This is a genomic window from Ralstonia pickettii (assembly GCF_000607165.1).
Lineage (GTDB): Bacteria > Pseudomonadota > Gammaproteobacteria > Burkholderiales > Burkholderiaceae > Ralstonia > Ralstonia holmesii.
Window position 1 is genome coordinate 201,915 of sequence record NZ_JFZG01000024.1, and the last position, 26,571, is coordinate 228,485.

The window sequence follows — 26,571 nt, forward strand, 5'->3', positions numbered from 1 at the left end:
GTGGGTCCGCTGTTTTTTTAAACGATGTGCAATTTTATACGTCGTTCAAAAATATGTGCAAGCGAGAACCCCTCTGTAGAATCGGCCCATTCTCCCGGCAACCTTTTGACAGGACCGACCATGACTGCACTGCGCACCCTGTATCCGCCAATCGAGCCCTATGAAACCGGCATGCTGGACGTGGGCGATGGCCACACGATCTACTACGAGCGCGTTGGCACGCCCGGTGCCAAGCCCGCGGTGTTCCTGCATGGCGGGCCAGGTGGCGGCGTTTCGGCTGATCACCGCCGCGTGTTCGACCCCGCGCGCTACGACGTGATGCTGTTCGACCAGCGCGGCTGCGGGCGGTCGACGCCGCACGCGGGCCTGGAGGCCAACACCACGTGGCATCTGGTGGCCGATATCGAACGCCTGCGCGCGATTGCCGGCGCCGAGCGCTGGCTCGTCTTTGGCGGCTCGTGGGGTTCGACGTTGGCACTCGCTTACGCGCAGAAGTACCCGCAGCATGTGAGCGAACTCGTGCTGCGGGGCATCTACACCGTCACGCAGGCCGAGCTGCGCTGGTACTACCAGTACGGCGTGTCGGAGATGTTCCCCGAGAAATGGGCACGTTTCCAGGCGCCCATTCCGGAGGCCGAGCGCGGTGACATGATTGCGGCCTATCGCAAAGTGCTGACCGGCAACGACACCGCCAGGCAGATCGAAGCCGCCCGCGCCTGGAGCGTGTGGGAAGGCGAGACCATCACGCTGCTGCCCGACCCGAGCAATAGCGCCAAGCACGCCGACGACCATTTCGCGCTGGCCTTCGCGCGGCTGGAGAACCACTACTTCACGCATCAGTGCTGGCTGGAAGAGGGCCAGTTGCTGCGCGAGGCACACAAGCTGGCGGGCATTCCCGGCGTGATCGTGCATGGCCGCTACGACATGCCGTGCCCCGCGCGCTATGCGTATGCGTTGCATCAGGCGTGGCCGGATTCAGACTTCCACCTGATCGAAGGCGCCGGCCATGCGTGGTCCGAACCGGGCATTCTCGATCAACTGCTGGCCGCAACGGACCGCTTTGCCGGCAAGTAAACCATGACGGATTCCGCCGATCTGCGCTTCCTGCTCGCCATCCAGGACAACGGCAGCCTGGTGGCGACGGCGCGGGCGCTGGACCTGACGCCATCGGCCGTGTCGCAGCGGCTGCAACAGCTGGAGAAGAAGCTGGGCACACGGCTGGTCGATCGCACGGCGCGCAGCTTGCGCTTTACGCAGGAAGGCATGCTGCTGTGCGAGCGCGGGGCAGAGCTGATCCGCCAGCTCGACGCACTGTCAGAGGATTTGCACACGCGCCGGGGCGGCCTGGTCGGCACGCTCAAGGTGAATGCGCCGCTGGGGTTTGGGCGACGCTACGTGGCACCCGTCATTGCCGATTTCCAGCAGCAGCACCCCGATGTCGACATCGAACTGGCGCTGTCCGATGCGCCCCTGACCGAAGCGGCGGACCGCTTTGATGTGGTGGTGCATATTGGCGCGCTGCAGGTGTCGAACCTTGTCGGCCATGCGATTGCGCCGAATGCGCGCTTTGTCTGCGCTTCCCCCGCGTTTGTGAAGCGCTTTGGCCCGCCGGAAACCCCCGATGACCTTGCCGCGCTGCCCTGCATCGTGCTGCGCGAGAACAAGGAAGACGTGTCGCTCTGGCATTTCAGCAAGGGGCGCACGAGCCGCAGCGTGCGCGTGCCGCGCCGACTGATCTGCAACGACGGCGATGTCATCCGCCAGTGGGCGTGCGAAGGGCGTGGCGTGATCCTTCGCTCCGAATGGGATGTGGCCGATGATTTGCGCGCGGGCCGGCTGGTGCGTTTGCTGCCCGGCTGGAAGGCGCCGGACGCCAACGTGATCGCCCTCACGCACAACCGCGCCGGGTTGCCTCAACGTACGCGTCACTTCATGCAGGCGCTGCAGAGCCGTTTCAAGCCGCAGCCGCCGTGGCGCGGATGATGCAGCTTCACTGAATCTTTGATTTAAACCGGCTTCACCGAAAGCCGGTGCGCGGTACCTACAATCGGCTGCATCGATCTCTACCGATTTGCAGGTGACAAGCGTGAATGCTTCCGCGGTTTCTCCCGATACCGGCTATCCCAAAGCCATCCTGTTCGATCTGCTGACCGCGCTGCTCGATTCGTGGTCGTTGTGGAACCGCGCCGCTGGCTCCGAACAGGCAGGCCGCACGTGGCGCGCCGAGTATCTGCGGCTCACGTACGGCTGCGGCGCATACGTCCCGTATGAAACGATGGTTCGGCAGGCCGCGCAGAACGTCGGCTTATTGGCCTCTGCCCCTGAAGCGCTGGAAGCCAACTGGTTGCACCTCGCACCGTGGAGCGGCGCTGCGCAAGCGCTGGCCCAGCTCCAGCCGCACTGCAAACTGGCCGTTGTCACCAACTGTTCGGGACGGCTGGGCCGGCAAGCCGCAGCGCTGTTGCCCGTCACGTGGGATGTCGTTGTCACGGCCGAGCAGGCTGGCGTGTACAAGCCCGATCCGAAGCCCTATCGCATGGCGCTCGAACAGCTTGGCGTGGACGCGGCCGACGCGGCATTTGTTGCGGGCTCCAGTTACGACATGTTTGGCACAGCGGCCGTGGGTCTGCGCACGTACTGGCATAACCGCATCGGCCTGACGCCGGTGGAGGGCGCCCAGTTGCCGGAAATCACCTCGCCCACGCTCGACGATCTGTTGCCCTGGGCCCGCCGCTTTGCCGCATGAGGATGCAACCATGACCCCTGACACGCACACGCTTGAAACCCTCGACACGCCCGCTGCGTTGATTGACCTGCCGCGCATGCAGCACAACATTGCCCGGATGCAGCACCGCATGAACGCGCTGGGCGTGAAATTCCGCCCGCATGTGAAGACCACCAAGTGCCTCGATGTGGTGCGCGCACAGATGGCAGCCGGCGCGCAAGGCATCACCGTATCGACGTTGAAGGAGGCCGAGGCCTTCTTTGCCGCCGGTATCAAGGACATCCTGTACGCGGTGGGCATTGTCGCCACCAAGCTGCCGCGTGCGATGGCGCTGCGCAAGCGGGGCTGCGATCTGAAGCTCGTGGTCGATAACGCAGAGGCCGCCCACGCTGTGGTCGACTACGCCCGCGCACACGGTGAGCGCTGTGAAGTGTGGATCGAAGTCGACACCGATGGGCACCGCTCCGGCATCACGCCCGAGCAGGAGGCGCTGCTGGAAGTCGGCCGCATCCTGAAAGGCGGTGGCATCGACGTGGGCGGCGTGATGACGCACGCCGGCTCCAGCTACGACCTGAACGACCGCGCCGCGCTGGGCGCATTGGCCGAGCAGGAGCGTGCCGGTTGCGTGCGCGCCGCGCAGCGCCTGCGGGATGCCGGCGTGCCGTGCGCGGCGGTGAGCGTGGGCTCGACGCCCACCGCGTTGGCCACCGAACACCTCGACGGCGTGACGGAGGTGCGCGCGGGGGTCTACGTGTTCTTCGATCTGGTCATGCACAACGTGGGCGTGTGCGCGCTGGACGAGATCGCCCTGAGCGTGCTGACCACCGTGATCGGCCATCAGCCCGACAAAGGCTGGGTGATTGTCGACGCCGGATGGATGGCGATGAGCCGTGACCGCGGCACCGCCAAGCAGTCGCATGACTTCGGCTACGGGCTGCCGTGCGCGCTTGACGGCACGCCACTCGACGGGCTCATGCTGATCGGCGCGAACCAGGAGCACGGCATTCTGGCGGCCAGCGATGGCTCGGCACGCGACGACCTGGTGGCGCGATTTCCGGTCGGCACGAAGCTGCGTGTGCTGCCGAACCATGCGTGCGCGACAGGGGTCCAGTTTCCGGAGTATCAGGCGGTGTCGTCGCGGGGCATGGTGCAGACGTGGGGGCGATTCCACGGCTGGTGAGTCGCGCACCTGGTATGCCGAAAAGCAAAAGGCCCGCAGCGTACTTGCGGGCCTTTTGCTTCTATCCAGACTACCAAATCAAAAAAATGAGATCCGGTTTTAGCGTGGCGATCCGGATATTCAGGGGTTAATAGGGATTTATACGCATTTGCCTGGGCAAAATCCGGTCGATAGATAGAGAGACGGCCACGGAACTCAAGTGGCTGATAGCGAACATCATTATCCCGCAGGAAGCATGCCAAACATGGCAGACGTCACCCAACCCCTGTTATCTGATGCCATTGCGGAATTGGTAAGTTGTGGCGTGTTTTCTGTGAATCGCCAGATGCAGATCCTGTCGTGGAACCGCTTCATGCAATATCACAGCGGTTTTTCCGGCGAGGAAGTGATCGGCAAGAATATGTTTGCGCTGTTTCCCGAGTTGCCGGAGAAGTGGCTGCGCAAGAAAATCGAGAGCGTATTCATTCTAGGTGTCTCTGCGTACACATCTTGGGAGCACCGCCCGTATTTGTTTCGTTTTCGTCATACGCGGCCCATTACCGACACGATTGAATGGATGCAGCAGAACTGCAGCTTTATTCCGATCGAAGATGGAAATGGTGTGGTCATTGCGGTGGGGATTACGTTGCTCGATGCGACGGACGTGTGCCTGGCATATGGCGAGCTGAAGAAGCGCGAAAAAACCGTAACCGATGCGCTTCAGGAACTCACCGTGCGTAACGCCCAACTCTCCGCACTGAACGAAGAGCTGGCCCAGGCGCATCAGCAGCTGCTGCAGTCTGAAAAGCTTGCCGCCATTGGCCAGCTTGCCGCCGGCATTGCACACGAGATCAATAACCCCGTGGGGTTTGTGCTCTCGAACCTGAACAGCTTGCAGCGCTACATGAGCACGCTGCTCGATTACGCACGCAGCCTGGATCAGCTGATTGGCCAGCATACGCCGTCACTCGACGCACAGCTCTTGGCGCTTGCGCAGGCGGCCGACATCGAGTTCCTGGCCGAAGATGGTCCAGCGCTCGTGGCCGAATCGCAGGAAGGCCTGACCCGGGTGCGCGACATTGTGGTGGACTTGCGCGATTTCTCACGCGTCGACAGCGCCCACCAATGGGATCAGGTGGACATTCACCGCTGCATCGAGTCGACGCTCAACATCGCCCACAACGAGGTCAAATACCAGGCTGACCTCGTGCGCGAGTACAGCGAACTGCCGGCCGTGACCTGCATCCCGTCGCAGATCAATCAGGTGGTGCTGAACCTGGTGGTCAACGCGGCGCAGTCGTATGCGGGCAAAAGCACGCAGGGCGGCGGGCGCGGCACCATCACCGTCCGCACCGGAACTGACGCGACCGACGCTGCATCGATCTGGTTTGAGGTAGCAGACGCCGGCAGCGGCATCGCGCCCGAAAACCTGAAGCGCATCTTCGATCCTTTCTTCACCACCAAGCCTGTTGGCAAGGGCACCGGGCTGGGCCTGTCTCTCACCTACGGCATTGTCAGGGCGCATGGCGGGCGCATCGACGTGTCGAGCACGGTGGGCGTGGGCACGACCTTTCGCGTGACCTTGCCACGTTGCAGGCCGGAAGCCCCACCTGTCGAACAACAACCGCCGGCCGCTACCGCGCTGGCTATATGACGTAAGCCTCACGCTTTACGCCTGAAGGGGACACATCATGGCGCTACCTGTGCTCGTTGCCGACGATTCATCGTTGGCGCGCAAGCTTCTGATCAACGCCTTGCCTGACGACTGGGATGTCGAGGTTACGCAGGCATCCAACGGTGCGCAGGCGCTGGAGCTGTTTCGTGCCGGTAAGGGCACGGTCGTTTTTCTCGATCTGACCATGCCGGACATGGACGGCTTCCAGGTGCTCGAACACATCCGCAAGGCCTGCGACGACGCCTTCGTCATCGTGGTGTCCGCCGACATCCAGTCGGGTGCCGTCGAGCGCGTCAAGGACCTCGGCGCCATCGGCTTCATTCCGAAGCCCGTATCGGCCGAGCGCATTGTTCCGATCCTGCGGGGGTACGGTCTTTATGAATGACCTGACACTGAACGAAGACCAGCGCGACGCTCTGCAGGAAATCGCCAATATCGGGATGGGCAAAGCGGGGGCGGCACTGGCCGAACTGCTGGGCGCCTTTGTGACGCTCTCGGTGCCGGGCATCAAGCTTGTCAACGCGGCACAACTGAAGGCCGAACTGCTGGGCCGCGACATGGCCGGCGACGCGCCCTCGCCGGTGCGGCAGGCGTTTCAGTCCGACATTCCGGGCGAGGCGATCGTGCTGTTCGGCAAGGACGGCCGCGAAGAACTCGAAGAACTGATGGGCTACGGCGATGCCGACGTAAACAGCGAAAGCGAAGCGCTGGCCGATATCGCCAACTTGCTCGTGGGTGCTTGTGTGCGCAGCGTCTTCGAGCAGCTCGGCCGCAATCTGTCGTTCTCGCGGCCAAGCTTCGTTCCGGCCGCGGTGCTCCAGCAAGCCTTGTCCGGCGAACAGTTCCATCGTTGGGATGTGGCGCTGTTGCTGGAAGTGCGCTTCACCCTGGAGCGCGGCGGCTTTGTGGCCCAGTTGGTCATGCTGCTACCTGAAACCGCCATCCGAAAAATGAAGCACGCGCTGGAGCAATTCCTGCAGGCGCTTTGAGACGCGCCCCGCCAGCCATCGAACCGTGAGACGCCAGCCATGCTTGTTTACGACGAAGACACCGCGCAAGCGAGCGCGCCCGAGATCAAAGCCGCCGCGCAGCCAGAAAGCGCGCCCGCTTGCGCAACGCCTGCGGACGCCACGCCGTTGATCCTGCTGGTGGACGATGAGCCAGGCGTGCTCTCGTCGCTGCGCCGGCTGCTGAGGCCCACGGGCTACCGCGTGATCACCGCCGAGGGCGGTGCGGCGGCGCTCGACATGCTGTCGGTGTATCCGGTGGATCTGATCATTTCCGACATGCGCATGCCCGGCATGAACGGCGCCGAGTTCCTGGCACGTGCTCGTGAGCGCTATCCGGACATCATGCGGATCCTGCTGACCGGCTACTCCGAAGTCGATTCGGCTGTGCGTGCCATCAACGAGGGCGGCGTCTATCGCTACCTCAACAAGCCGTGGGATGACCAGGACCTGTTGCTCACCGTCAAGCACGCCATCGAGCAGCGCACGCTCGCATGCGAGGCGCGCCGCCTGAGCGAGTTGACGCAGCAGCAGAACGAAACGCTGCAGCAATTGAATGCCGGGCTGGAAACCCAGGTGCTGGCGCGCACCGAAGAAATTCGCCAGACCGTGATGTTCCTGGAGGGTGCTCAACGTGACCAGAAAGCGAACTTCACGAATATGGTCAAGGTATGCGCCAGCATGATCGAGATGCGCTGTGGTGCCATGGCGCGCCAGTCGCTGCGCGTGGCCGATCTGGCGCGCCGCATTGCCATTGAATGCGGGTTGACGGGGCTGCAGGTGCAGGACATCTTCCACGCTGGCTTGCTGCACGGCATTGGCAAGTTGTCGCTGCCAGATGCCCTGCTGAATACGTCGCTCGACAGGCTTTCGGCTGAACAGGCACAGCAGTTCTATCAGCATCCGCTGCGTGCTCAGATGGTGCTCACACCCGTGCCGCAGCTCGAGCATGTGGCCCAAATCATCCGGCACCAGTACGAACGCTTCAATGGCCGCGGTACTCCCGACCGATTGGCAGGATCGGCGATCCCGATCGGCGCACGCATCGTGGCGGTCGCACGCGATTTCGAGGGGCTTCTGACGGGCGAGATCATCAAGGACCACGTCTCGGGCGATCAAGCTCTGGAGATGGTCAAGGCGCAATCGGGCCTGCGCTATGACCCCGACGTGGTTGTGCGCTTCGTGGCCGTGCTCAGACAGCAGGGCGAGGTGATGCCTGTGCGGCAGATCGCTGCGGCCGAACTGCGGGAGGGCATGCGGTTGGCCGACGATCTGCTCACGCGACGCGGCGTGCTGCTCATTACACGGGACAGCATCGTCAGTGCGCATCAGGTCTTGCAGATCAGGCGCTTCGAAACCCATGAGGATGTGCCGTTCGCGATTCTTGTCTATGCGCCTTTGCCCAATCCCACGGATGCGGCAGACGTGCTACCAGCAGCGTGAAGGGTGACCTTCGGGAGGCGGCGATGGTCCCAAGCAGCGGCAAGCGAATGCTGGCATCCCTGCTGTGCGCATTCGGGTGGGGAGCGATGGCAGGCCAGGCGATGGCCTCCGGCGGCATCGCCGACGACGCACGCATGCAGCAGATCGTCGCACGCGCCAGCGAACACGGGGCCCCTTGGGATGGTCCCCAGGCAGGTCCTCGTGCGCAGGTCGGCATCACGCTGGCCGTCGTGAGTGAAGACTTGCGCAACGGCGGCATTCTTGGTGTTGCGAAAGGCATCAAGGAGGCCGCTGGGGCCATCGGCTGGAAGATCCGCGTCTATGACGCCGGCGGGACGCCGGAGGGCCGCAAGCGAGCGATGGCATCGGCCTGGGCGCTGCAACCGGACGGCGTCGTGCTCGTCGGGGGTGACGCGCGCGAGATGCAGGCAGAGCTGCTGCCCTTCGTGCGGCAGGGCAGGCCCGTGGTCGGCTGGCACGTTGCCGCAACGGCCGGCGCCATCACGGGCAGTCCCATCGCCATCAATGTTTCCACCGACCCGATGGCAGTTGCCCGGCTCACGGCCATGGCGGCTGTAGTGGAATCGGCGGGCCACGCCAACGTGGTCATCTTTACCGACTCCAATTTCCAGATCGCCAGCGCAAAGGCTGCGGCGATGGCTGAGGTGATCGGCGCATGCAAGGGCTGCCGCTTGCTGGCCGTCGAGGACGTACCTATCTCGGGCAGTGCGCAGGCCATGCCCGCCGTCATGCGACGTCTGCTGGAGCGGTATGGCCGCGTGTGGACGCATGCGCTGGCCATCAACGACATCTACTTCGATTACGCCGCCGCCGAGCTGACCCGCGCCGGCAAGCCCGACGGCATCCACATGCTGTCTGCCGGCGACGGCAGCGCCGCGGCGTTCCTGCGCATCCAGGCTGGAGCGTTTCAGACGAGCACGGTGGCCGAGCCGTTGAACCTGCAAGGCTGGCAACTGGTGGACGAGGTGAACCGGCTGCTGACCCATCATGTGGTCACCGGGTATGTGGCCCCCGTGCACCTTGTGACGGTCAAGAACGTCGCTTTCGATGGCGGACCACTCGGGCAATACGACCCGGACAACGGCTACCGGGCCGTGTATCGCCGGATATGGGGCCGTTGAATGTTCAGCGCAGCCCCTGCTATCCGCTGTGCGCGCATGCCGCGGTACGGTCTGTGGCCCAGATCGCTCGGGCGTCAATTCATGTTGGTCGTCGCCATGCTGGCGCTGCTGATCTCAGCAGGCGGCATCACGGCGGTCTATGCGCTGCGCACCTCGGCGGAAGCCACCCGCAGGCTCGCCAGCGAGCAGCTCATGCAATTGCGCGAGGCGCAGGAACTCGTTCAGCGCACGTTGTTGATTGAGCGCGAATCGGCGCAGTTGGAAAAGACCTCGTCGGTGGAAGCCCTGCGCCGGCACTATGCCGAGATCTTGCGCAACCTGGAGGCGTTCGAGCAGTTGTCCGAACGGCTTGCTGCAACCGACGACGACATTGAAGTGCTCGATCTGCATCAGTCGACTCAGCTGTTTCGCAACGTCGTCAATATCGTCGCGCAGTGGTGGGAAAGCGAGCTGCAGCATGCCGGAACTGCCGGCGCGGCTGCACAGGCGCCGGCATCCGAACGCAGCCTTGCCGGGCACCGGTCCTTGGATGCGCTTTACATGCAAGCCGGCGCCATGGTGGTTTCGGCACAGCAGGTGTCGGAGCAGCACACGCGGGCGTTTCAGCAGGCGATGCAGGCGTTGGTGGTAGTTTCCGAGCGCAATCAGCGCTGGGTGACAGCGCTGCTCGCCACCAGCGTGGCATTTGCCTGCCTGGCGGCTTACGGGCTGCTCGGGCGCCATGTGCTTCAGCGCTTGCTGCAGGTCAGCCGCAGCTTGCGCGAAGGACACTCGGACGGGGCGCCCAGTGCGGTACCCGTGGATGGCGACGATGAGATCGGCCAGATGGCGCGCGCGGTCGAGCAATTCCAGCGTGACCGATGGCAGCTTGCCTTGGCCCACGAGGCACTGCAGGCCGAGCGTGCGCGCCAGGAGCAACTGCTGCACGAACTGGCCCAAACGCAGGGGCAGCTGCTGCAATCGGAAAAGATGGCGTCGATCGGCCAGCTCGCTGCCGGCGTGGCCCATGAGATCAACAATCCCGTCTCGTTTGTCAAAGCCAATCTGGGCAGTTTGCAGCGATACGTTGGAGGATTGCTCGACGCGCTGTCAGCCTACGAATCTCACGAGGCAGAGTTGGCGCCCGCCACGCGGGCTGCGCTTGCGCAGGTCAAGCTGGCGGCTGATCTCGAGTACGTGCGCGAAGATGTGCCGGGGCTGTTGGCGGAGTCCCAGGAGGGGCTGCAGCGGGTCAAGACGATCGTGCAGGGTCTTAAGGATTTCTCCCATGTAGAAGAAGCGCAGCCGCAACCTGCCAATCTTGAAGCGTGTCTGGAAACAACAATCAAGATCGTCTGGAATGAGCTGAAGTACAAGGTGGAGCTGGTGCGCGAATATGGCGGAATCCCGGACATCGAGTGCAGGCCCACCCAACTGAGCCAGGTGTTCATGAACCTGCTGGTCAATGCCGGACAAGCCATTCAGGACCACGGACGCATCACGCTGCGAACCGGCCACGACGAGGACAACGTCTGGGTGGAGGTGGAAGATACCGGGGGCGGTATCCGGCCCGAGCATCTCAGCCGCATCTTTGATCCGTTCTTCACCACCAAGCCCGTTGGCCTGGGGACGGGGCTCGGCCTGTCCGTTTCTTATGGCATCGTGCGCAAGCATGGTGGCCAGATCGACGTGCGTAGCGACCTTGGCCGGGGCACGTGTTTTCGGCTCGTCTTGCCACTGCAAAGCCGTTGATGCAGCGGGCGCATTCGAGCGCCAGATTCCGATACGGCGCGTTCGTACCCCTTCGTACCCCTTCGTACCCCTTCGTACCCCTTCCCGGAGCCAGCAACGATCCGAGCCGCGTGCTCTGCCTTGCATGGAATCGGCGGTGCCGGGCGTCATCAGAGCAATGTGAGGCGATGCAGGACGGTTTGAATCTCGCCTTCGTCCGGACAACAAAAAACCCGCGAGGCTTATCGCCACGCGGGTTTTTTGTCGCCCCTGAACTGCTTGGGACTGTGTTTGGTGCCCAGGAGAGGACTCGAACCTCCACGGAGTTACCCGCTAGTACCTGAAACTAGTGCGTCTACCAATTCCGCCACCTGGGCTAGGTGAGCCGCGCATTTTACCGACCGCCGAAAAATTTGCAAGCCCTTCTTTTTGGAACGGCTATTCCGCCAGCGTTACAGCCGTTACGCCCGCAGGGGTCAGCAGGACGGCAACCTCGCTGCTACGCTGCCACGCAGCCATTTGCATTCCCCCCAACATGAGGTTGATCGATGATGAAACTTCGCCACGCCGCCACCGGCGCCCTGCTGGCCGCGCTTGCCACGTTTGCCCACGCCGAGCACCCGATCTGCACGATCGTGGCCGACGCCGCCACAGGCAAGGCCGTCTTGCACGAAGGCAAGTGCGACGAGCGCGTGACCCCCGCTTCCACCTTCAAGCTGGCACTCGCCGTCATGGGTTTTGACCACGGTTTCCTCAAAGACGAGCACACCCCGGTCGAGCACTTCAAGCGTGGTGACCCCGATTGGGGCGGCGAAGCCTGGCACCAGCCCATCGACCCGGCGCTGTGGCTCAAATATTCGGTGGTCTGGTATTCGCAGCGCATTACGCACGCAATGGGCGCGCAGACCTTCCAGGCGTACGTGCGCAAGCTCGGCTACGGCAACATGGACGTGAGCGGCGACCCGGGCAAGAACAACGGCATGGACCGCTCGTGGATCACCTCGTCGCTGAAGATCTCGCCGGAGGAGCAGGTCGACTTTATGCGCAGGATCGTCAATCGGCAGTTGCCGGTGTCGGCGCGCACCTACGAGATGGTCGACCGTACCGTGCAGACCTGGCAGGTGCCGGGTGGTTGGGCCGTGCAGGGCAAGACGGGCACCGCCGGCCCGGCGCCGGGCAATACGTCAGCCGACGGCACGTGGGATCAGGCGCACGCTTACGGCTGGTTTGTCGGCTGGGCCAAAAAGGGAGACAAAACGTACGTATTTGCCAACCTGATCCAGGACGACAAGGTGGAGCCGACGTCGGGCGGCATACGCTCGCGCGATGCGCTGCTGGCGCGCCTGCCCGAAGTCCTGGCCTTTGCTGGGCACTGATCGACGGCGTTATGCATGACGGTGTTCGGCCGCGCTGCGCACCGTTGCTTCATCCACGCCCAGGCGCTGATGCAATTCCTGCCAGCCCTTGGGCGTGACCAGCACGGCGCGTGAATCGCGTGCGCGCAGCATCCAGCCGACATCGCACAGGCGACGCAGGAACTGCACCCCCAGCGGCCCCGCCAGGTGATGCGTGCGCTCCGTCCAATCCAGGCATTGCCGCGCCAGCCCGCGCCGCGTCGGGCGAATGGCGCACACATCGAGCCCCACGTCGCCAAACCAGGTGATGCCGGCGGGGGTGATCTCGTATTGCTTGTCTGGCATCGGCAGCAGATAGCCGCGTGATTGCAGCGCGTGCGTGACGGCCACGCCCACCTGCCCGGCAAGGTGGTCATAGCAGCAGCGGCAGAAGCCAAGCTCTCGCGCCTTCGGGCTGGGTGTGGCGCGTCGCACGGCCGCTGCGGGCGTGATGGCCGCCAGGTGTTCCAGCGCTTGCGCCACATGTGCCCCGGCCAGCCGGAAGTACTTGTGCCGCCCCTCGGTTTCCACCACCACCAAGCCACCGTCGAGCAACTTGGCCAGATGCGTGCTTGCCGTCTGCGCGGTGACGCCCGCGGCATGCGCCAACTCGCCCGCTGGCAGCGCGCGCCCATCGAGCAACGCCGTCAGCATGGCCGCCCGTGCCGGGTCAGCAATCAGGAAGGCCGTGCCGGAAAAGCTGTTCGGATGCGACATGTCCGACTCCTTGTCATGTGGCCATTCTAGGGAGCCGCGCGCCGCGATGCTTCGACACGCATCGAAGCGTTGCCCACGATGCCGGCACTACGCTGGGGCCATCACTTGCGAAAGCCAAAAGCTAAAGGCCCCGAGATGGATGGAATCACGATGCAACAAGCGCATGCCAGCACCGCGACACGTAAACGCGTGGTGCTGTGCGTGCTGTCGATGGCCGTGTTGGTCGCGCAGATCGACACCGCCGTCGTCAACCTGGCGGTGCGCCCGATTGGCCAGTTCTTCCACGCGGAGGTCGGCCCGCTGCAGTGGGTGATCGACGCTTACAACCTCGCCTATGCCGCATTGCTGCTCAGCGGCGGCCTGCTGGCCGACTTGTACGGCCGCCGGCGGGCGTTTGTGTCGGGTGCGGCGGTGTTCTCGGTGGCATCGGTGCTGTGCGCGCTGGCGCCGTCGATCGGGTGGCTGATCGGGGCGCGTGCGATGGCGGGTGTGGGTGCGTCGTTGCTGCTGCCGGCATCGCTGGCGATCCTGCGGGTGGTGTGGCGCGACCCGGGCGAACGTGCGCATGCGCTGGGCGTCTGGGCAGCATGCAACGGCTTGGCCATGGCGATTGGGCCGACGGCCGGCGGCGTGCTGGTCACGCACTTCGGCTGGCGCGCCGTGTTCTGGGTGGTGGTGCCGGTGAGCGTGGCCATCATGGTGCTGGCCGTGCGGGTGGTACCGGAATCGTCCGACGCCGCGCATCGCCGTTTCGATGCGCTGGCCCAGGTGTTGGGCGCCATCACGCTGGGCGGTCTGGCCTTTGCCGCCATCGAAGCGCATCACGCGCCCGTTGTGGCGGCGGCTGTGCTGGCCGTGGCGATCATCGCGCTGGCGTGGTTCATTCGCGTAGAGGCGCGCCATGGTGGCGAGGCGCTGGTGCCACTGGATCTCTTTCGCGTGCGGGAGTTTCGCGGCGCCATTGTCGCCACGGCGGGCATGACGTTCGGCATGTACGGCGCACTCTTTTTGCTGCCGCTCATGTGGCAAAGCACCGGGCGCTTCAACGTCATTGGTGCAGGCATTGCGCTGATGCCGATGGCGCTGGTCTTCATGGCGGTGTCGCCCATGTCGGGCACGGTGGCGCGCCGCCACGGCGTGCGGCTGGCCACGGCGGGCGGGGTGGGCATCATCGCGCTGGGGCTGCTCACGGTGGGCGCGTTTGCAGGTGTCGCATCGGTGGTGCCGGCAGCCATCGGGCTGGCGCTCACGGGGCTCGGCATGGGCTTTGCCACCGGCCCGCTGATGGGCGCGGCGGTAGGCGCCGTGGGGCCGGAGCGTTCCGGCACGGCATCGGCGCTCGTCAACGTGGCGCGCATGACCGGGGCGACGTTGGGCGTGGCAATTCTGGGGGCGGCGTATGCCGTGTGCGGCAGCGGCGCATCGGGGCTGCGCGTGGCCATGTTGTACGGTGGCGCGGTACAGCTCGCATGCGCCGCCGTGGCGTGGCGGCATGGCGCTGAGCGCCACTGAGCGCGCTGCAATGCCCTGCCGCTTTTACGCCGGATTGGAACAGGCAAGGCCATCTGACGCATCGCAAAAAAATACCCGGCGAGGGGATTGCCGGGCTAAGTGGGATGTGAATGCATAAGACAGAATCACCTTACAAGATTTTCTTTGATCAGATTGAAAACAAATTTAAAACACAACACGTTTTTGAGGATTTGCTCTAAAGAAACGGGCGCTTGAATGTCAACCGGTGTGCGGGTTTTTCCTGATGGCTGCGCCATTTGCGGGTTGATGGCAAACGATTTCCTCTTGAAAGAGGAATTTCAATGGCGGTGCCTTTCAAGTAAAAAAAGCTAAAAAACCCCCAATGAAAAAGACTTTATTGGATTGAAATGAATTGGAAAATTAATTCAATCAATTCCGTATTGAATTGTCGATCTGACCGGATATGTTGGACGCCAGGAGCCCATCGGCACGCACACCACTGCATGAGCAGGCATTTGCATTGATCGACATTGATCGAATTTCGGGGCGCGTCCGCCGGCAAGAATTCGGGGCTTTATGTGTCGGTTCAGCGCCGAGGGTTTCCGCTCGAAGCACTCGGACGGCCCCCTTCACGGCTACGACGGCAAGCTCGGCATGCGCTGGAACGGGTAAGCCGACCGCAACGCGGCAGCGCTGCACGGTGCAGAAACCCTGTACACGCTAGGGCTTATGCTGCGCCACAACAATCAACGGGGAACCATTGCGGCTCCCCGTTGTGCTTGGTGCCATGCGACGCCGTAACGGCTTACGCGTGTTGCTCACGCAATCGGCCGCTGTCTGTCATGACAGGAATTCGTGAAAACCCTAGGAAACCCGCGCCCACCTTAGCGATTGGTTATTTCACGCGAAAAGCCTACGCTTACTACGTAGTACTACGTGTGGCTGCTGCGTACAGGTGCGGATGGTTTTCCGGAGGGCGCGCGATCAGAGTGCGCCGGATAACAACAAAGGCGGAAAGCACTCCCTCAGACATCCGTCTGGCCACGCATCGGGCGTGGCACCTCACCTGTTCAAAACAACAATCCGAAGTCCCCGAACTAGGAGACAACCCATGAAGTTCTTGCTCGCACTGCCTTTCATCGGCCTGCTGTGGGTGCCGTTCTACAACCAGGAAATGCCGGCGCTCTTCGGCTTTCCGTTCTTCTACTGGTACCAGTTCCTCTGGGTGCCGATCACCTCGCTGCTGATCTGGATCGTCTTCAAGAACGGTCAGAGCAAAGGAGAAGAATGATGGGCGGACAAATCAACTGGACTGCGCTGGCAGTCTTCATCTTCTTCTTCGCGCTGGTCACGGTGATGGGTTTCATCGCCTCGCGCTGGCAGCGCGGCAACTCCGACAAGGGTGCCCACATTGAAGAATGGGGCCTGGGCGGCCGCAACTTCGGCACCTGGATCACGTGGTTCCTGGTGGGCGGCGATTTCTACACCGCCTACACCGTGATCGCCGTGCCGGCACTCGTGTATGCGGTGGGCGCGTATGGCTTCTTCGCGCTGCCGTACACGATCCTGGTGTACCCGATCGTCTTCCTGATCATGCCCAAGCTGTGGAAGGTGGCGCATGCCAATGGCCACGTCACGGCGGCTGATGCCGTGTACGGCCGCTACGGCTCGCGCTCGCTGGAGTTTGCGGTGGCGCTCACGGGCGTGGTGGCGACGATGCCCTACATCGCCCTGCAGCTCATCGGCATGGAAGTCGTGATCAAGGCGCTGGGTTTGACGGGCGAGCTGCCGCTGGCGGCCGCGTTCGTCATCCTGGCGCTGTACACGTACTCCGCCGGCCTGCGCGCCCCGGCGCTCATCGCCTTCGTCAAAGACATCATGATCTACATCGTGGTGCTGGTGGCGGTGGTGCTGGTGCCGGCCAAGCTGGGTGGCTACGGTGCGGTGTTTGCCACCGCGCATGATGCGTTTGCCTTGAAGGGCGGCGCCACGGGCCTCACGCTCAAGCCTGCGCAGTTCCTGCCGTTCGCCACGCTGGCAATTGGCTCGGCACTGGCGGCGTTCATGTATCCGCACACGCTCACGGGCATCTTTGCCGCGCGCAGTGCAGACACGATCCGCAAGAACGCCGTCTTCCTGCCCGCCTATACGGTGCTGCTGGGCCTGATCGCGCTGCTGGGTTTCATGGCCTATGCGGCAGGCATCAAGGTCACCAACAACAACGACGTCGTGCCCGCGCTGTTCAACGCGCTGTTCCCGAGCTGGTTCACGGGCTTTGCGTTCTCGGCCATCGCCATTGGTGCACTCGTGCCGGCGGCCGTCATGTCGATTGGGGCGGCCAACCTGTTCACGCGCAACTTCTGGAAGCCCTACGTGGCCCCGGACCTCACGCACGCCGGTGAGGAAAAGGTTGCCAAGGTGATCTCGCTCATCGTCAAGGCGGGCGCCCTGGTGTTCATCCTGTTCCTGCCGACCAAGTTCGCGCTGGACCTGCAGCTGCTGGGCGGCGTGTGGATCGTGCAGACGTTCCCGTCGGTCGTGTTCGGGTTGTTCAACATCTCGAACCGCTTCCGCGCACCGGCGCTGCTGGCCGGTTGGGCAGCGGGCATGATTGGCGGCAGCTGGCTGGCGTTCTCCGACGGCATCAAGCCCGTGCACACCTTTGTGATTGGCGGTGACAAGTACACCATCTACACGGGCCTGGCGGCACTGGCCTTCAACATCATCGTTGCGGTGGTGGTGCAGTTGCTGATGGGCAAGCGTGGGGAAGAAGCCGCTGCGCTGCGTCAGGCAGGCTGATCGACGCTGCGATTCGCAAAAGGAAGAGAAAGAGCCGGTACCTCAGGGTGCCGGCTTTTTTTCTTTAACGCTGGGCGACCGGCATGCCCGCAGCCGGAAGTTTCAAGCAGCCACCGAATAGGGAATCCGCACGGTGAACGTCGTGCCGTGTTCGGACGATTGCACATCGATCGTTCCGCGATGCGCCTGCACAATGCAGCGGCAGATGTACAGGCCAAGCCCGATGCCGGCTGCGCTCCCGCTGTGGTCGGGCTGTTTGGCGCGGGTGAGCGGATCGAACAGTGTTGGGAAAGCGGAGGGCGGTATGGGGTTGCCCTCGTTTGAAACGGCAACCGTCATCTGCCCCTCGCGTCCAGCGGCTTCGATGGCGACGCGCCCCGATCCGTAACGCACCGCGTTGGCCAATAGATTGACCAGCAACTGGCCGATCCGGCTCCCGTCCCAGGTGCCACGAAGTTCGCCCGCAAGGCGCAGATCGATCTGCGCATCGGGGTAAGACGCGCACACTTCGTCGATGGCATCGCTGCAAAGCCGCCCCATATCCTGGGGGCTGAAAGTCGTGGGCAGGAAATCGCCCAAGCGGGTGCGTGTAAAGACGAGCAGATCGTCGATCATCTGTTGCACGCGCATTGCACCGCGCTGTATGAATGCGACCGCGCGTACGCTGCGTGACGACAGCCCGTCGTCGTGCAGCAGCGTTTCTGCGGAGGCCAGGATCGCGCCGAGGGGGGAGCGCAGGTCATGCGCGAGCACGCCGGAAAACAGGTCGCGCGTGCGCTCCGTTCGCTGCGCGTGCTGTCGCACCGACTCTGCGAGCATCTGATCGATTGCTTCGTTGAATCGGATCATCTCCTGGAAGGCTGACGGGTCCGATTGCGCAAACTGCTGCCACCGGCGCAGCACGCTGGCGCGCAGTGCGCGGTATTCCGCCACCACATCGTTGATGTCGAAACCGTGCGAGAGGCGGTCGTCGGCATGCTCGTGGGCCGCTTCATTGAAGCCGGACTCCGAAGGCGCCCGGTCGCCCTGCGATTTGGCCCGCTGTTGCTCGGGCGTCTGCCGCTCGCGCATGTCTGCGGCAATCCGGACGAGAAGATCACGAATCGAATTACGCAACTGGGATTCGGAAAGACCGGCGCGGCCGCTGCTGACCGTGCGCGCGTATTCCGTCCAGTCGTCGACGATGCCGGGGAGGTTTGCCTGGATAAAGTCAGATAGCGTCATGGATTTCCTCGACGGTTGCGAAAGCCATGTTGAGACGGGAGGTTGGGCACAACGAGGCCATTGCCCACATGATGGAAAGGGTCGTTGCCCGTTTTACCGCTACAAGGTATGCAAACTGCGTTCCAGTCGCTAGCTGGGTGCGGAGATTCCTCTACAACTCGCACCCGCAGACCGTCGTGGGTGCACGAGCGGGCGGCCATGGGCACACCAGTTGCTGCTCTTGGCACGTACCCCCCTTGCGGCGCTCCACGCTTACCTGCCAACTGAATGAACGACGCCGCTTCTCCGCCCTCCGAATTCGGCCCTACATGGCTTCGGCTGTGGGCTGAATCGACCTCCGATTACGCCATCTTTGCGCTGTCGATACAGGGCATCGTTTCAACGTGGAATCCGGGCGGCGAATGCATGCACGGCTATCGGCCGGACGAGATTATTGGCCGGCCGTTCGCACTTCTGTATCCGCCGGAGGGCCGAGCCTCGGGTGCGCCCGAGGCCGCGCTGCATGCCGCCGCCAAGACAGGGCGGCATGTCGAGGAGGGATGGCGCATGCGCAAGGACGGCACGCCCTTCTGGGCGAACGTCGCCATGACGGCACTTCGCGACAGCAACAACGCGTTGATCGGGTTCGGTACCGTGATCAGCGATGTGAGCGACAAGAAGGCCGCTCACGACGCTGTGCTGAAGAGCGAACGCAACTTCCGCCTGCTCGTTCAGGGCGTGACGGACTACGCCATCTTCATGCTGTCGACCGACGGGCACATCACGAGCTGGAATGAGGGGGCACGGCGCATCAAGGGCTATACCGAGTCCGACATCATCGGTTCACATTTTTCGCGTTTCTATACGCCTGAGGATGTTGCGGCGGGCGTACCGTTCCGGGGCCTGGAGACCGCCCGGCGCGACGGGCGCTTCGAGGCCGAAGGCTGGCGCGTGCGGCGTGACGGAAGCCGCTTCTTTGCGCACGTCATCATCGATGCCATCTACGAAGAGGGTGAGTTGGTCGGGTTTGCGAAGATCACCCGCGACATCACGGAACGGCGGCGTGCCAGCGAGCAGCTCGAGCAAACGCAAAGGGCGCTGTTCCAGGCCCAGAAGATGGAAGCGCTGGGCAAGCTCACGGGTGGCGTTGCGCATGATTTCAACAACGTGCTGCAGGTGCTGCGGGGCAATCTCGAACTGCTCGAAAGTCGGCACGGCCGTGATGGCTGGAGCGCCGAGCGACTCAGTAACGCCATCGATGCCGTTGATCGCGGCGCCACGCTTGCCGCTCAGTTGCTTGCCTTCGGTCGCCAGCAACCGCTTGCTCCCGTCGTGATCAATCCAGCGCGGCAACTGCGCGCCATGGATGATCTGTTGCGGCGGGCGCTGGGCGAGGCGATCGAAATCGAATCGGTGGTCGCAGGCGGCCTCTGGAATATCGCGGTCGATCCGCATCACCTGGAAAACGTCATCCTGAATCTGGCGATCAACGCGCGGGATGCGATGCCCGAGGGCGGCAAGCTCACGCTCGAACTGTCCAACGCCACGCTCGACGACGAATATGTGATGCCAGTTCCCGATGTGTCGGCTGGGCAGTACGTTATGCTCGCCGTCACGGATACCGGCACGGGCATGAGCCCCCAAGTGTTGGAGCAGGCATTCGACCCGTTCTTCAGCACCAAGCCCGAGGGAGAAGGCACGGGGCTGGGGCTCAGCATGGCCTACGGTTTCGTCAAGCAGAGCGGCGGTCATATTCGGCTCTACAGCGAAGTTGAGGAGGGCACGACCGTGCGGGTCTATCTGCCCCGCTCCACCGGCACGGCGGTCGAGCCCTCACGCCTCAAGGCCAGCGGGCTCAAGCACGGCAACGAGACGATCCTCGTCGTGGAAGACGACGCAAAAGTTCGCGAAACCGTAGTCGATCTGTTGGGCGGACTCGGCTATGCCGTGCTCAAGGCCAACAACGCAGAGCAGGCATTGGCCGTGGTCGAGAGTGGCGTGCACATCGACATGCTCTTTACCGACGTGGTCATGCCAGGGGCACTGCGCAGTCCGGAGATGGTGCGCAGGGCGGTTCAGACGCTTCCCGCGCTGAAGGTGCTGTACACGTCCGGCTACACGCAGAACGCTATCGTGCATGGCGGCCGGCTCGATCCCGGTGTCGAGTTACTGAGCAAGCCTTACAGCCGCCAGCAGCTTGCATTCAAGATTCGCCAGGTGCTGGGGGGCGACGCGGTGGAAGCGATCGGACCCGACGCAGAAGAGACGCGGCTCGATCTCAACACGGGCCCTGTTTGGGAGCCGGCGCGCTTGCGCATCCTCGTGGTGGAGGACGACGCTTCCTTGCGTGGCGCGGTATGCGAGCTGTTGATGCTTATCGGGATCACGCCGCAGCAGGCGGCCAGCGGCGCGCAGGCGCTCGCAGCCCTGCGTGCAGGCTCCGTCGACGTTCTGTTTACGGACATCGTCATGCCTGACATGTCCGGCATTGAACTCGCGCAGCGGGCGTCTGAATTGGATCCGGCGCTACGGGTGGTCTTCGCTTCTGGAAACCCCATCCCAGACCACGACAGCTTTGCGTTCAAGTGGACGGCGCTTCGCAAGCCGTACACGCTCGATCAATTGCAGCACGCACTGCAATCGATGATGGCGCTTGAGCGGATGACCACCGACACGTAGCCGAGCGTTGAGGTTTGAGCGCGGCGTTTGGGTTTCAAAGGCTCGTGTTCCACAGTGGAAGGTTCACGCACGGTACCCAAACAGTGGAGCGCCGCTGTTTTCGCTCGAAATTTTCGACCTCTGAGAGTCGTGCTCCAGGGCCGGGCTGTCGAGCACCAGCCTCCGCCCGTGGCCATCGACTGTTTGAGACTGGAACGCGACACTCGGAGGACGAAAATTTGAAGCTCAAAGAGTCGAGCGCCAGGGGTAGGCTGTGGAGCGCGACTGTCTGGAAGCGATGCTCGACGCTCGCACTGTCGAACACGAGTGTTTGGGTGTCGGGTGCGAGGCTTTGAGGCTGGGGGTTGAGTGTCGGGGAGTCGAGCTTGAGGCTCCAGGAGTGAGCTCCATGCCAATTGCCCCGTAGCCCGGCGCACCCCGCCCACCGATCGCGCCAAAGCGCGTCATCGGCGGCGGGTGCGCTTCCATCATTTCAGCGCGCTTGAGCCCGCCCCGCGCGGAGCTGTGCCGCAACCACGGCCACGCGCGCGCCATAGCGGCGTGCCGTCTCAAGATCGCCCGCCGACATTTCTTCGGGCGAGGCATCGGCCGGCGTCTGTGCCATCGGCGCGATGTACGATCCCATGCGGTTCAGGTCGTCGCGCTTCGATGCCTTTACGTTCGCAGGCTTGATATCCATGCTCACCCAGATGCCGCCATGCTGCCCCGTGAGCAGGACAAAGTATTCGAGCGTGTTGAGCTTGTCGCCATTGATGCTCGCGCTGTTGGTAAAACCGCCGAAGACCTTGTTTTGCCATGCGCCTTCGAACCACGGCTTTGACGATGCATCTGCAAATTTCTTGAACTGCCAGCTGGGGCCACCCATGTAGGTTGGCGAGCCGAACAGGATGGCGTCCGCTGCGGCGAGCGTGGCCCAGGCGTTTTCGGGGATATTGCCTTCGGCGTCGATTGCGACGAGCACCGCGCTGGCGCCTTGCGCAACGGCGCTTGCCATGCGTGCGGTATGCCCGTAGCCGGAGTGATAGACGACGGCCGTTTTTGCCGTGTTGGTGGTTTCAGTCATGGTGGCTTCCTATCGTGAACGTGGTCCGCTGTGGACGACATGGGAAGCCACTTTAGCGAGCGGCGACTGCGTTATAAATGACGCCAAATTGAACGTTCTGTTCTTCCACGGGTGAACAATGCAAAACCTCGACGCGCTGTTGATCTTTGCGCGTGTGGCCGAAATGATGAGCTTCACGCGTGCGGCCGAAAGCCTCGGCATCCAGAAGGGACGTGTCTCGACGGTGATCCGCACGCTTGAGCGGGATGTGGGCGTCGCGCTCCTGCATCGGACCACGCGGAGTGTGCAGCTGACCGAAGACGGCCGCGAATTCTATGCACGCGCGCGGGATTTGCTGGCAGAAGCCCAGGAACTGCAGTCGATGTTCCTGGGCAACGGCGGGCCGTTGCGCGGCCGGCTGCGCGTCGACATGCCCACCGAGTTGGCGCGCAGTGTCGTGGTCCCTGCGCTGCCGCAACTGATGGCTGCGCACCCGGAGCTGCAACTGGAACTCTCCAGTACGGACCGCCGCGTCGATCTGGTTCAGGAAGGGTTCGACTGTGTGATCCGTCTCGGTCCGATCTCGGATGAAACACTGATTGCCCGGCCGCTTGGCAGGCTGCGCATGATCAATGCGGCAAGCCCGTCTTACCTGGCTCGGTATGGCGTCCCGCATACGCTCGAAGACCTGCGCAGCCAGGGGCATCAGATGGTGCATTACACGCTCACGCTCGGCGCCCGGCATGCCGGATGGGAATACCCCGACGGCGACGGTTATGCGTGGCTGCCGCTGCCAAGTGCCATGCAGGTCAACAGCGTGCAGACCTATCACGCCGCCGGGCTCGCGGGCATTGGGCTGATTCAGGCGGGATATTCTGCGCTCGCGCCGCATATCGAAAGCGGCGCGCTTGTGGAAGTGCTCCCTGACCTGCGCCCCGAACCCCTGGTCGCGTCGCTCGTCGTGGCCCATCGGCGCAACCTGTCGCCGCGCGTTCGGGCTTTTATGGCGTGGATCGAAGGGGTGTTGAAGCCTTATCTTGATTAAGTGTTTGCGGGCCCTCTGTCCTGCCACCCCGCTTTGCCAAGAGGTGTCTCTCTTCGCAAAGCGCGGCTCCGACGGACGTTTCCTCCGAATTGAGGAGACGACGCTCGCGCTTGAGCCCTGAGCTGTGGCGACTAGCTCAACATCGAATCGTCATCCGAATAATCACTACCGCCCAGATCGCTGTCATCAATCAGGCCAAGGCTGTCGTCACGCGAGGCCGTGTTGGTATTGCCGCTGTTGCCGTTGCTATCGCTGTCGTAGTAGTTGTTGATGACCGTTTCGGTGGTGCCGCCCATTACCGGCTGCTGGCCGAAGAAGCCGCCACCGCCGCTGTTGTGGTGGAACATGTTCTCGATGCCCTGGAACAGGAGCGCGCCGCCGGCCACGCCGGCTGCCGTGGTCGCGACGCTGCCGAGCGTGCTGCCCAGGCCGCCGCTAAAGAAGCCCGAGCGCGCGGGTTGCGCCGGGGCCGGCTGCGCCTGCGGCGGCATCTGCATGGGGGCGGCCTGCTGCGGGGCGTAGGCTGGGTTGGGCGCGGGGCTGTTGGCGTGGCTGCCCCAGTTGTTGGCGGAGTCCATGAACGATGTGCCGCGGCCCGCCTGTGCCGCTTGCAACTGGTTTTGCAGCGCGGCGATTTGCGCTTGCGCCGATGCCAGCGCCTGGTCAAGCAGCATGACGCGCTGCACGAGCAGATAGGCCGCGTCTGGCTGGCGCGCCACGGCATCGAGGATGCGGGCTTCGGCCTGCGGGTCCTTGGCTGCGGCGCGGGCTTGCGTCAGTTGGGCCAGGAAGTTCTCCAGCGCTTGCTGTTCTTGCGGTGACATGGTGTGGGTTCCTGTCTGGGTGGGAGCGACGTGACCAAGTTAGGCTTCAAGTCTTAAACGAAAATTAAAGTCCCGCAGCTTCTTGTGTAACGGCCTGTAACCCTAGGCCCCTAGGCCCCTAGGCCCCTAGGCGGCCGGGCGGTATTGGCTCGGGTTGGTGCCCGACACCTTGCGCATCAGGCGCCGCAGCGCGGTGGCGTCTTCGTAGCCCACGGCCGCGGCCACGCTGTCGATGGTCATGCGGCTGGATTCGATCAGCATGCGGGCGCGGTTCAGGCGCACGCTCTGCACCAGGGCCAGGGTGCTTCTGCCGGTGGCCTCGCGCACGTGCCGAGACAGCGTGCGTTGCGACATGGCCAGTTCGTCGGCCAGCGTCTGCACGCTGGGCGGGTCGGGCAGGGCGGCTTCAATGCGCGCCACCAGCCGGGCTATCAGCGCGTTGCCGTTGGCCAGCATGGCGGGCACCACAAAAGGCGCCTGCGCGTGGCGGCCGTCGATCAGCAGCACGCGCCCCACGGCATCGGCCAGCGCCACACCAAAGCGCGTGCGCAGCAGGTGCAGCATCAGGTCGGTCTGCGCAAAGGCAGCACCGGCGGTGGCGACCGGGCCGTCGGCGCACACCATGCGGTTTGCGTCGACGGTGCATGCGGGTTCCCACCGCCGCAATGTTGCGGCCAGCCACCAAGACGTGGTGACGCAGCGCCCGGGCAGCAACCCTGCCGCCTGCAACAGAAACACCGCCGAGCACGATGCTGCCACCTGCCCGCCCGCCGCCACTTGGGCGGCCAGGGCGCGCGCTGCCCGCTGGGCATCGTCTTGCGCCAGACGCTTGGCAATCACTTCCGCATGGTCCAGGCCCAGGCCGGGCACGATCCAGGTGCTGCCATCCGGGCGCGGGCGTTTTGGCAGCGTGGTGGCCTCCACCTGCATGCCGTTGCTCAGCCGCACACTGGGCGCGTCGGCGGACAGCACGCGCCACGTCGGGCGTGCGGCTTTGATGCGCGGGGCCAGTGTCGACGCGGCCTGCAGGATGTCCAGCGTGGCCGCCACGCTGGTGGCATATGCGCCCGAGAGTACGAGGATGGTGAAATCCGCCATGACCGAAGTTGCCCGAAAGATGTCGAAATCGACACTGCCAGTCTAGCGGTTGCAAGGGTTCAATGCAGGCATGTCAACAACGCCGACGATTGCCCACATGCCAAACATACTCGTCAAGATTCCCGCAAACACCTTTGACGGCGACGCACGCGCGGCGCTCGCACGCCGCATCACCGAGGCGGCCGCGCAGGCCGAGCAGATTCCCGATGATCCGCGCCGGCGCGCGACAACCTGGGTGGTGATGGAAGACGTGCCGGCCGCCTCCTGGTGGTGCGGCGGGGTGGACGTGGCAAGGCAGATGGTGCCGTGTCTGGTCGTCGCCCATGTACCTGCGGGTGTGCTGGATGCCGATGCGCGGGCGCGCTTCGTTCAGCAGATGCACGAGGCCTTCTCGCAGGCGTTGCCGGCGGCCGATGCCCGGCGCGTGGTGACCTCCGTGATGCTGCATGACGTGGCCGACGGTACGTGGGGCGTGAACGGCGCGCTGTGGACGCTGCCCGATTTCGCCAGGGCGGCGGGTTATGCGCACCTGCAGCACCTCGTCGCTTGAGCCAAGCCATTCCAACGGAGCCCATGCATGACAAGCCAGCCCCCGCAGCAGGATGATCGCCTGGAAGACTTCACGCGCCGCCAGATCACGCTGGATGGCATCACCAAAACCGTGTACGTGGCCGGCGCGGGCCCGGGCGTGATCGTCATGGCCGAGATGCCGGGCATCAGCCCGCACGTGGCGCGGTTTGCGCGCTGGGTGCGCGATGCGGGGCTGACGGTCTACATGCCGTCGTTGTTCGGGCGTGATGGCGCGGTGCCCGAGGCGGATGCGGGCGCGGAGGTCTTCCGCCATGCGTGCGTGAGCGCGGAGTTCCGCGCGTTTGCGGCCAACCAGTCGAGCCCGGTCACGCAATGGCTGCGCGCGCTGGCGCGGCTGGCCCATGCGGAGTGCGGCGGCCCGGGCGTGGGCGCCATCGGCATGTGCTTCACGGGCAATTTTGCGCTGACGATGATGTTGGAGCCGGCCATGCTGGCGCCTGTGCTGTGCCAGCCATCTTTGCCGTTGAACGAGCCGGGCGGGATCGAGATTGCGCAGGAGGACGTCGCTGCCGTACGCCAACGGCTGGAGCGGGAAGACCTGACCGTGTTGGCCTACCGGTTCGAGGGCGACCGCTTTTGCCGCGCCCAGCGTTTTGCCGCGTACGCGGATGCGCTGGGCAGCCGCTTTGTGGCGCGCGTGCTGCCCGACAGCGCCGCGCACCCGAGCCCGCCGTCGTTCTTCGCCCAGCATGTGCCTTGTCCGCATAGCGTGGTGACCGCCCACCTGATCGACGCAGCCGGGGAGCCCACGCTCGCCGCCCGCGACGAGATCCTCGCGTTCTTCCGCCACCGCCTGAGCTGAGTGGGGACTCACATGCGGGTGTGAACTTGGCGCCGCCCGGTTC

At 63.9% G+C, this 26,571-nt stretch carries 23 protein-coding genes and 1 tRNA gene; 18 read left to right on the forward strand and 6 right to left on the reverse strand.

The annotated features are described in order from the left end of the window. The first annotated feature begins 120 nt into the window (after window positions 1-120). The 10 genes from pip to BG83_RS0118555 all read left to right on the forward strand — a co-directional run bounded on the left by pip (window position 121) and on the right by BG83_RS0118555 (window position 10,882). Complete coding sequence (gene pip, locus BG83_RS0118510; RefSeq protein ID WP_024978085.1) at window positions 121-1,074, forward strand: prolyl aminopeptidase; 954 nt, start codon at window positions 121-123, stop codon at window positions 1,072-1,074. 3 nt (window positions 1,075-1,077) lie between these two features. Continuing rightward, window positions 1,078-1,983, forward strand: coding sequence for a LysR family transcriptional regulator (locus BG83_RS0118515; RefSeq protein WP_024978086.1), 906 nt, complete (start codon window positions 1,078-1,080; stop codon window positions 1,981-1,983). A gap of 94 nt (window positions 1,984-2,077) precedes the next feature. Continuing rightward, window positions 2,078-2,746, forward strand: a complete 669-nt coding sequence (locus BG83_RS0118520) for an HAD-IA family hydrolase (RefSeq protein ID WP_024978087.1) — start codon at window positions 2,078-2,080, stop codon at window positions 2,744-2,746. Window positions 2,747-2,756: 10 nt separating this feature from the next. Then, window positions 2,757-3,905, forward strand: a complete 1,149-nt coding sequence (locus BG83_RS0118525; RefSeq protein WP_024978088.1) for a DSD1 family PLP-dependent enzyme — start codon at window positions 2,757-2,759, stop codon at window positions 3,903-3,905. A gap of 244 nt (window positions 3,906-4,149) precedes the next feature. Further along, window positions 4,150-5,538, forward strand: a complete 1,389-nt coding sequence (locus BG83_RS0118530) for an ATP-binding protein (RefSeq protein ID WP_024978089.1) — start codon at window positions 4,150-4,152, stop codon at window positions 5,536-5,538. 37 nt (window positions 5,539-5,575) lie between these two features. Continuing rightward, window positions 5,576-5,944, forward strand: coding sequence for a response regulator (locus BG83_RS0118535; protein WP_024978090.1), 369 nt, complete (start codon window positions 5,576-5,578; stop codon window positions 5,942-5,944). Continuing rightward, entirely contained in the window at window positions 5,937-6,548 is a 612-nt protein-coding gene (locus BG83_RS0118540) for a chemotaxis protein CheC (RefSeq protein WP_024978091.1), read from the forward strand. The genes BG83_RS0118535 and BG83_RS0118540 overlap by 8 nt, the downstream gene beginning before the upstream one ends. 39 nt (window positions 6,549-6,587) lie before the next feature. Beyond that, on the forward strand, window positions 6,588-8,009 hold the full coding sequence (locus BG83_RS0118545; RefSeq protein WP_024978092.1) for an HD domain-containing phosphohydrolase: 1,422 nt from the start codon (window positions 6,588-6,590) through the stop codon (window positions 8,007-8,009). 86 nt (window positions 8,010-8,095) lie between these two features. Then, window positions 8,096-9,151: a substrate-binding domain-containing protein gene (locus BG83_RS0118550; protein ID WP_037032185.1), complete on the forward strand. Its 1,056-nt coding sequence runs from the start codon at window positions 8,096-8,098 to the stop codon at window positions 9,149-9,151. 81 nt (window positions 9,152-9,232) lie between these two features. Then, the gene (locus tag BG83_RS0118555) at window positions 9,233-10,882 is read left to right on the forward strand and encodes an ATP-binding protein (protein WP_152543724.1); all 1,650 of its coding nucleotides are present in this window, start codon (window positions 9,233-9,235) and stop codon (window positions 10,880-10,882) included. A gap of 271 nt (window positions 10,883-11,153) precedes the next feature. Here the strand turns inward: BG83_RS0118555 and BG83_RS0118560 are convergent. Further along, a tRNA-Leu gene (locus BG83_RS0118560) sits at window positions 11,154-11,238 on the reverse strand. Window positions 11,239-11,409: 171 nt separating this feature from the next. Here BG83_RS0118560 and blaOXA point away from each other — a divergent pair. Next, entirely contained in the window at window positions 11,410-12,237 is an 828-nt protein-coding gene (blaOXA, locus tag BG83_RS0118565; protein WP_024978095.1) for an OXA-22 family class D beta-lactamase, read from the forward strand. A gap of 9 nt (window positions 12,238-12,246) precedes the next feature. On the opposite strand, the gene BG83_RS0118570 is transcribed toward blaOXA, so the two are convergent. Further along, window positions 12,247-12,972, reverse strand: a complete 726-nt coding sequence (locus BG83_RS0118570; RefSeq protein WP_024978096.1) for an ArsR/SmtB family transcription factor — start codon at window positions 12,970-12,972, stop codon at window positions 12,247-12,249. A 135-nt stretch (window positions 12,973-13,107) separates the two neighbouring features. Between BG83_RS0118570 and BG83_RS0118575 the strand changes: the two genes are divergently transcribed. The 3 genes from BG83_RS0118575 (at window position 13,108) to mctP (ending at window position 17,244) form a co-directional block, all read left to right on the forward strand. Beyond that, window positions 13,108-14,484 (forward strand): MFS transporter, encoded by a 1,377-nt coding sequence (locus tag BG83_RS0118575; protein WP_024978097.1) that lies wholly within the window; start codon window positions 13,108-13,110, stop codon window positions 14,482-14,484. Window positions 14,485-15,556: 1,072 nt separating this feature from the next. Then, the gene (locus BG83_RS0118580) at window positions 15,557-15,736 is read left to right on the forward strand and encodes a DUF3311 domain-containing protein (protein WP_024978098.1); all 180 of its coding nucleotides are present in this window, start codon (window positions 15,557-15,559) and stop codon (window positions 15,734-15,736) included. Further along, entirely contained in the window at window positions 15,736-17,244 is a 1,509-nt protein-coding gene (mctP, locus tag BG83_RS0118585) for a monocarboxylate uptake permease MctP (protein WP_024978099.1), read from the forward strand. The genes BG83_RS0118580 and mctP overlap by 1 nt, the downstream gene beginning before the upstream one ends. A gap of 102 nt (window positions 17,245-17,346) precedes the next feature. Here the strand turns inward: mctP and BG83_RS0118590 are convergent, their stop codons facing one another. After that, on the reverse strand, window positions 17,347-18,468 hold the full coding sequence (locus tag BG83_RS0118590) for a sensor histidine kinase (protein ID WP_024978100.1): 1,122 nt from the start codon (window positions 18,466-18,468) through the stop codon (window positions 17,347-17,349). Between the two features lie 267 nt (window positions 18,469-18,735). On the opposite strand from BG83_RS0118590, the gene BG83_RS0118595 reads away from it, so the two are divergent. Next, window positions 18,736-21,126: a PAS domain S-box protein gene (locus BG83_RS0118595; RefSeq protein ID WP_024978101.1), complete on the forward strand. Its 2,391-nt coding sequence runs from the start codon at window positions 18,736-18,738 to the stop codon at window positions 21,124-21,126. A 472-nt stretch (window positions 21,127-21,598) separates the two neighbouring features. On the opposite strand, the gene BG83_RS0118600 is transcribed toward BG83_RS0118595, so the two are convergent. Continuing rightward, the gene (locus tag BG83_RS0118600; RefSeq protein ID WP_024978102.1) at window positions 21,599-22,189 is read right to left on the reverse strand and encodes a flavodoxin family protein; all 591 of its coding nucleotides are present in this window, start codon (window positions 22,187-22,189) and stop codon (window positions 21,599-21,601) included. Window positions 22,190-22,307: 118 nt separating this feature from the next. Here BG83_RS0118600 and BG83_RS0118605 point away from each other — a divergent pair, with 118 nt between their 5' ends. After that, a complete protein-coding gene (locus BG83_RS0118605) occupies window positions 22,308-23,213 on the forward strand; it encodes a LysR family transcriptional regulator (protein ID WP_024978103.1) in 906 nt (301 codons plus the stop codon). A gap of 131 nt (window positions 23,214-23,344) precedes the next feature. Here BG83_RS0118605 and BG83_RS0118610 read toward each other — a convergent pair whose 3' ends face one another. Both BG83_RS0118610 and BG83_RS0118615 read right to left on the reverse strand, forming a co-directional pair. Then, entirely contained in the window at window positions 23,345-24,037 is a 693-nt protein-coding gene (locus BG83_RS0118610) for a DUF2076 domain-containing protein (protein WP_024978104.1), read from the reverse strand. Window positions 24,038-24,163: 126 nt separating this feature from the next. Beyond that, entirely contained in the window at window positions 24,164-25,135 is a 972-nt protein-coding gene (locus tag BG83_RS0118615; protein ID WP_024978105.1) for a GlxA family transcriptional regulator, read from the reverse strand. A gap of 97 nt (window positions 25,136-25,232) precedes the next feature. On the opposite strand from BG83_RS0118615, the gene BG83_RS0118620 reads away from it, so the two are divergent. After that, entirely contained in the window at window positions 25,233-25,685 is a 453-nt protein-coding gene (locus BG83_RS0118620; protein WP_024978106.1) for a tautomerase family protein, read from the forward strand. A gap of 27 nt (window positions 25,686-25,712) precedes the next feature. Further along, complete coding sequence (locus BG83_RS0118625) at window positions 25,713-26,528, forward strand: dienelactone hydrolase family protein (RefSeq protein ID WP_024978107.1); 816 nt, start codon at window positions 25,713-25,715, stop codon at window positions 26,526-26,528. The last annotated feature ends 43 nt before the right edge of the window (window positions 26,529-26,571 follow it).

What these genes read in the sequence shown, in the direction of transcription:
- BG83_RS0118610 (WP_024978104.1), bottom strand. Translation starts at nt 24,037, where the DNA reads ATGTCACCGCAAGAACAGCAAGCGCTGGAGAACTTCCTGGCCCAACTG.
- pip (WP_024978085.1), top strand. Translation starts at nt 121, where the DNA reads ATGACTGCACTGCGCACCCTGTATCCGCCAATCGAGCCCTATGAAACC.
- BG83_RS0118620 (WP_024978106.1), top strand. Translation starts at nt 25,233, where the DNA reads ATGCCAAACATACTCGTCAAGATTCCCGCAAACACCTTTGACGGCGAC.
- BG83_RS0118590 (WP_024978100.1), bottom strand. Translation starts at nt 18,468, where the DNA reads ATGACGCTATCTGACTTTATCCAGGCAAACCTCCCCGGCATCGTCGAC.
- BG83_RS0118595 (WP_024978101.1), top strand. Translation starts at nt 18,736, where the DNA reads ATGAACGACGCCGCTTCTCCGCCCTCCGAATTCGGCCCTACATGGCTT.
- BG83_RS0118605 (WP_024978103.1), top strand. Translation starts at nt 22,308, where the DNA reads ATGCAAAACCTCGACGCGCTGTTGATCTTTGCGCGTGTGGCCGAAATG.
- BG83_RS0118600 (WP_024978102.1), bottom strand. Translation starts at nt 22,189, where the DNA reads ATGACTGAAACCACCAACACGGCAAAAACGGCCGTCGTCTATCACTCC.
- BG83_RS0118555 (WP_152543724.1), top strand. Translation starts at nt 9,233, where the DNA reads ATGTTGGTCGTCGCCATGCTGGCGCTGCTGATCTCAGCAGGCGGCATC.
- mctP (WP_024978099.1), top strand. Translation starts at nt 15,736, where the DNA reads ATGGGCGGACAAATCAACTGGACTGCGCTGGCAGTCTTCATCTTCTTC.
- BG83_RS0118515 (WP_024978086.1), top strand. Translation starts at nt 1,078, where the DNA reads ATGACGGATTCCGCCGATCTGCGCTTCCTGCTCGCCATCCAGGACAAC.
- blaOXA (WP_024978095.1), top strand. Translation starts at nt 11,410, where the DNA reads ATGATGAAACTTCGCCACGCCGCCACCGGCGCCCTGCTGGCCGCGCTT.
- BG83_RS0118540 (WP_024978091.1), top strand. Translation starts at nt 5,937, where the DNA reads ATGAATGACCTGACACTGAACGAAGACCAGCGCGACGCTCTGCAGGAA.
- BG83_RS0118535 (WP_024978090.1), top strand. Translation starts at nt 5,576, where the DNA reads ATGGCGCTACCTGTGCTCGTTGCCGACGATTCATCGTTGGCGCGCAAG.
- BG83_RS0118525 (WP_024978088.1), top strand. Translation starts at nt 2,757, where the DNA reads ATGACCCCTGACACGCACACGCTTGAAACCCTCGACACGCCCGCTGCG.
- BG83_RS0118570 (WP_024978096.1), bottom strand. Translation starts at nt 12,972, where the DNA reads ATGTCGCATCCGAACAGCTTTTCCGGCACGGCCTTCCTGATTGCTGAC.
- BG83_RS0118580 (WP_024978098.1), top strand. Translation starts at nt 15,557, where the DNA reads ATGAAGTTCTTGCTCGCACTGCCTTTCATCGGCCTGCTGTGGGTGCCG.
- BG83_RS0118575 (WP_024978097.1), top strand. Translation starts at nt 13,108, where the DNA reads ATGGATGGAATCACGATGCAACAAGCGCATGCCAGCACCGCGACACGT.
- BG83_RS0118550 (WP_037032185.1), top strand. Translation starts at nt 8,096, where the DNA reads ATGGCAGGCCAGGCGATGGCCTCCGGCGGCATCGCCGACGACGCACGC.
- BG83_RS0118615 (WP_024978105.1), bottom strand. Translation starts at nt 25,135, where the DNA reads ATGGCGGATTTCACCATCCTCGTACTCTCGGGCGCATATGCCACCAGC.
- BG83_RS0118530 (WP_024978089.1), top strand. Translation starts at nt 4,150, where the DNA reads ATGGCAGACGTCACCCAACCCCTGTTATCTGATGCCATTGCGGAATTG.
- BG83_RS0118625 (WP_024978107.1), top strand. Translation starts at nt 25,713, where the DNA reads ATGACAAGCCAGCCCCCGCAGCAGGATGATCGCCTGGAAGACTTCACG.
- BG83_RS0118545 (WP_024978092.1), top strand. Translation starts at nt 6,588, where the DNA reads ATGCTTGTTTACGACGAAGACACCGCGCAAGCGAGCGCGCCCGAGATC.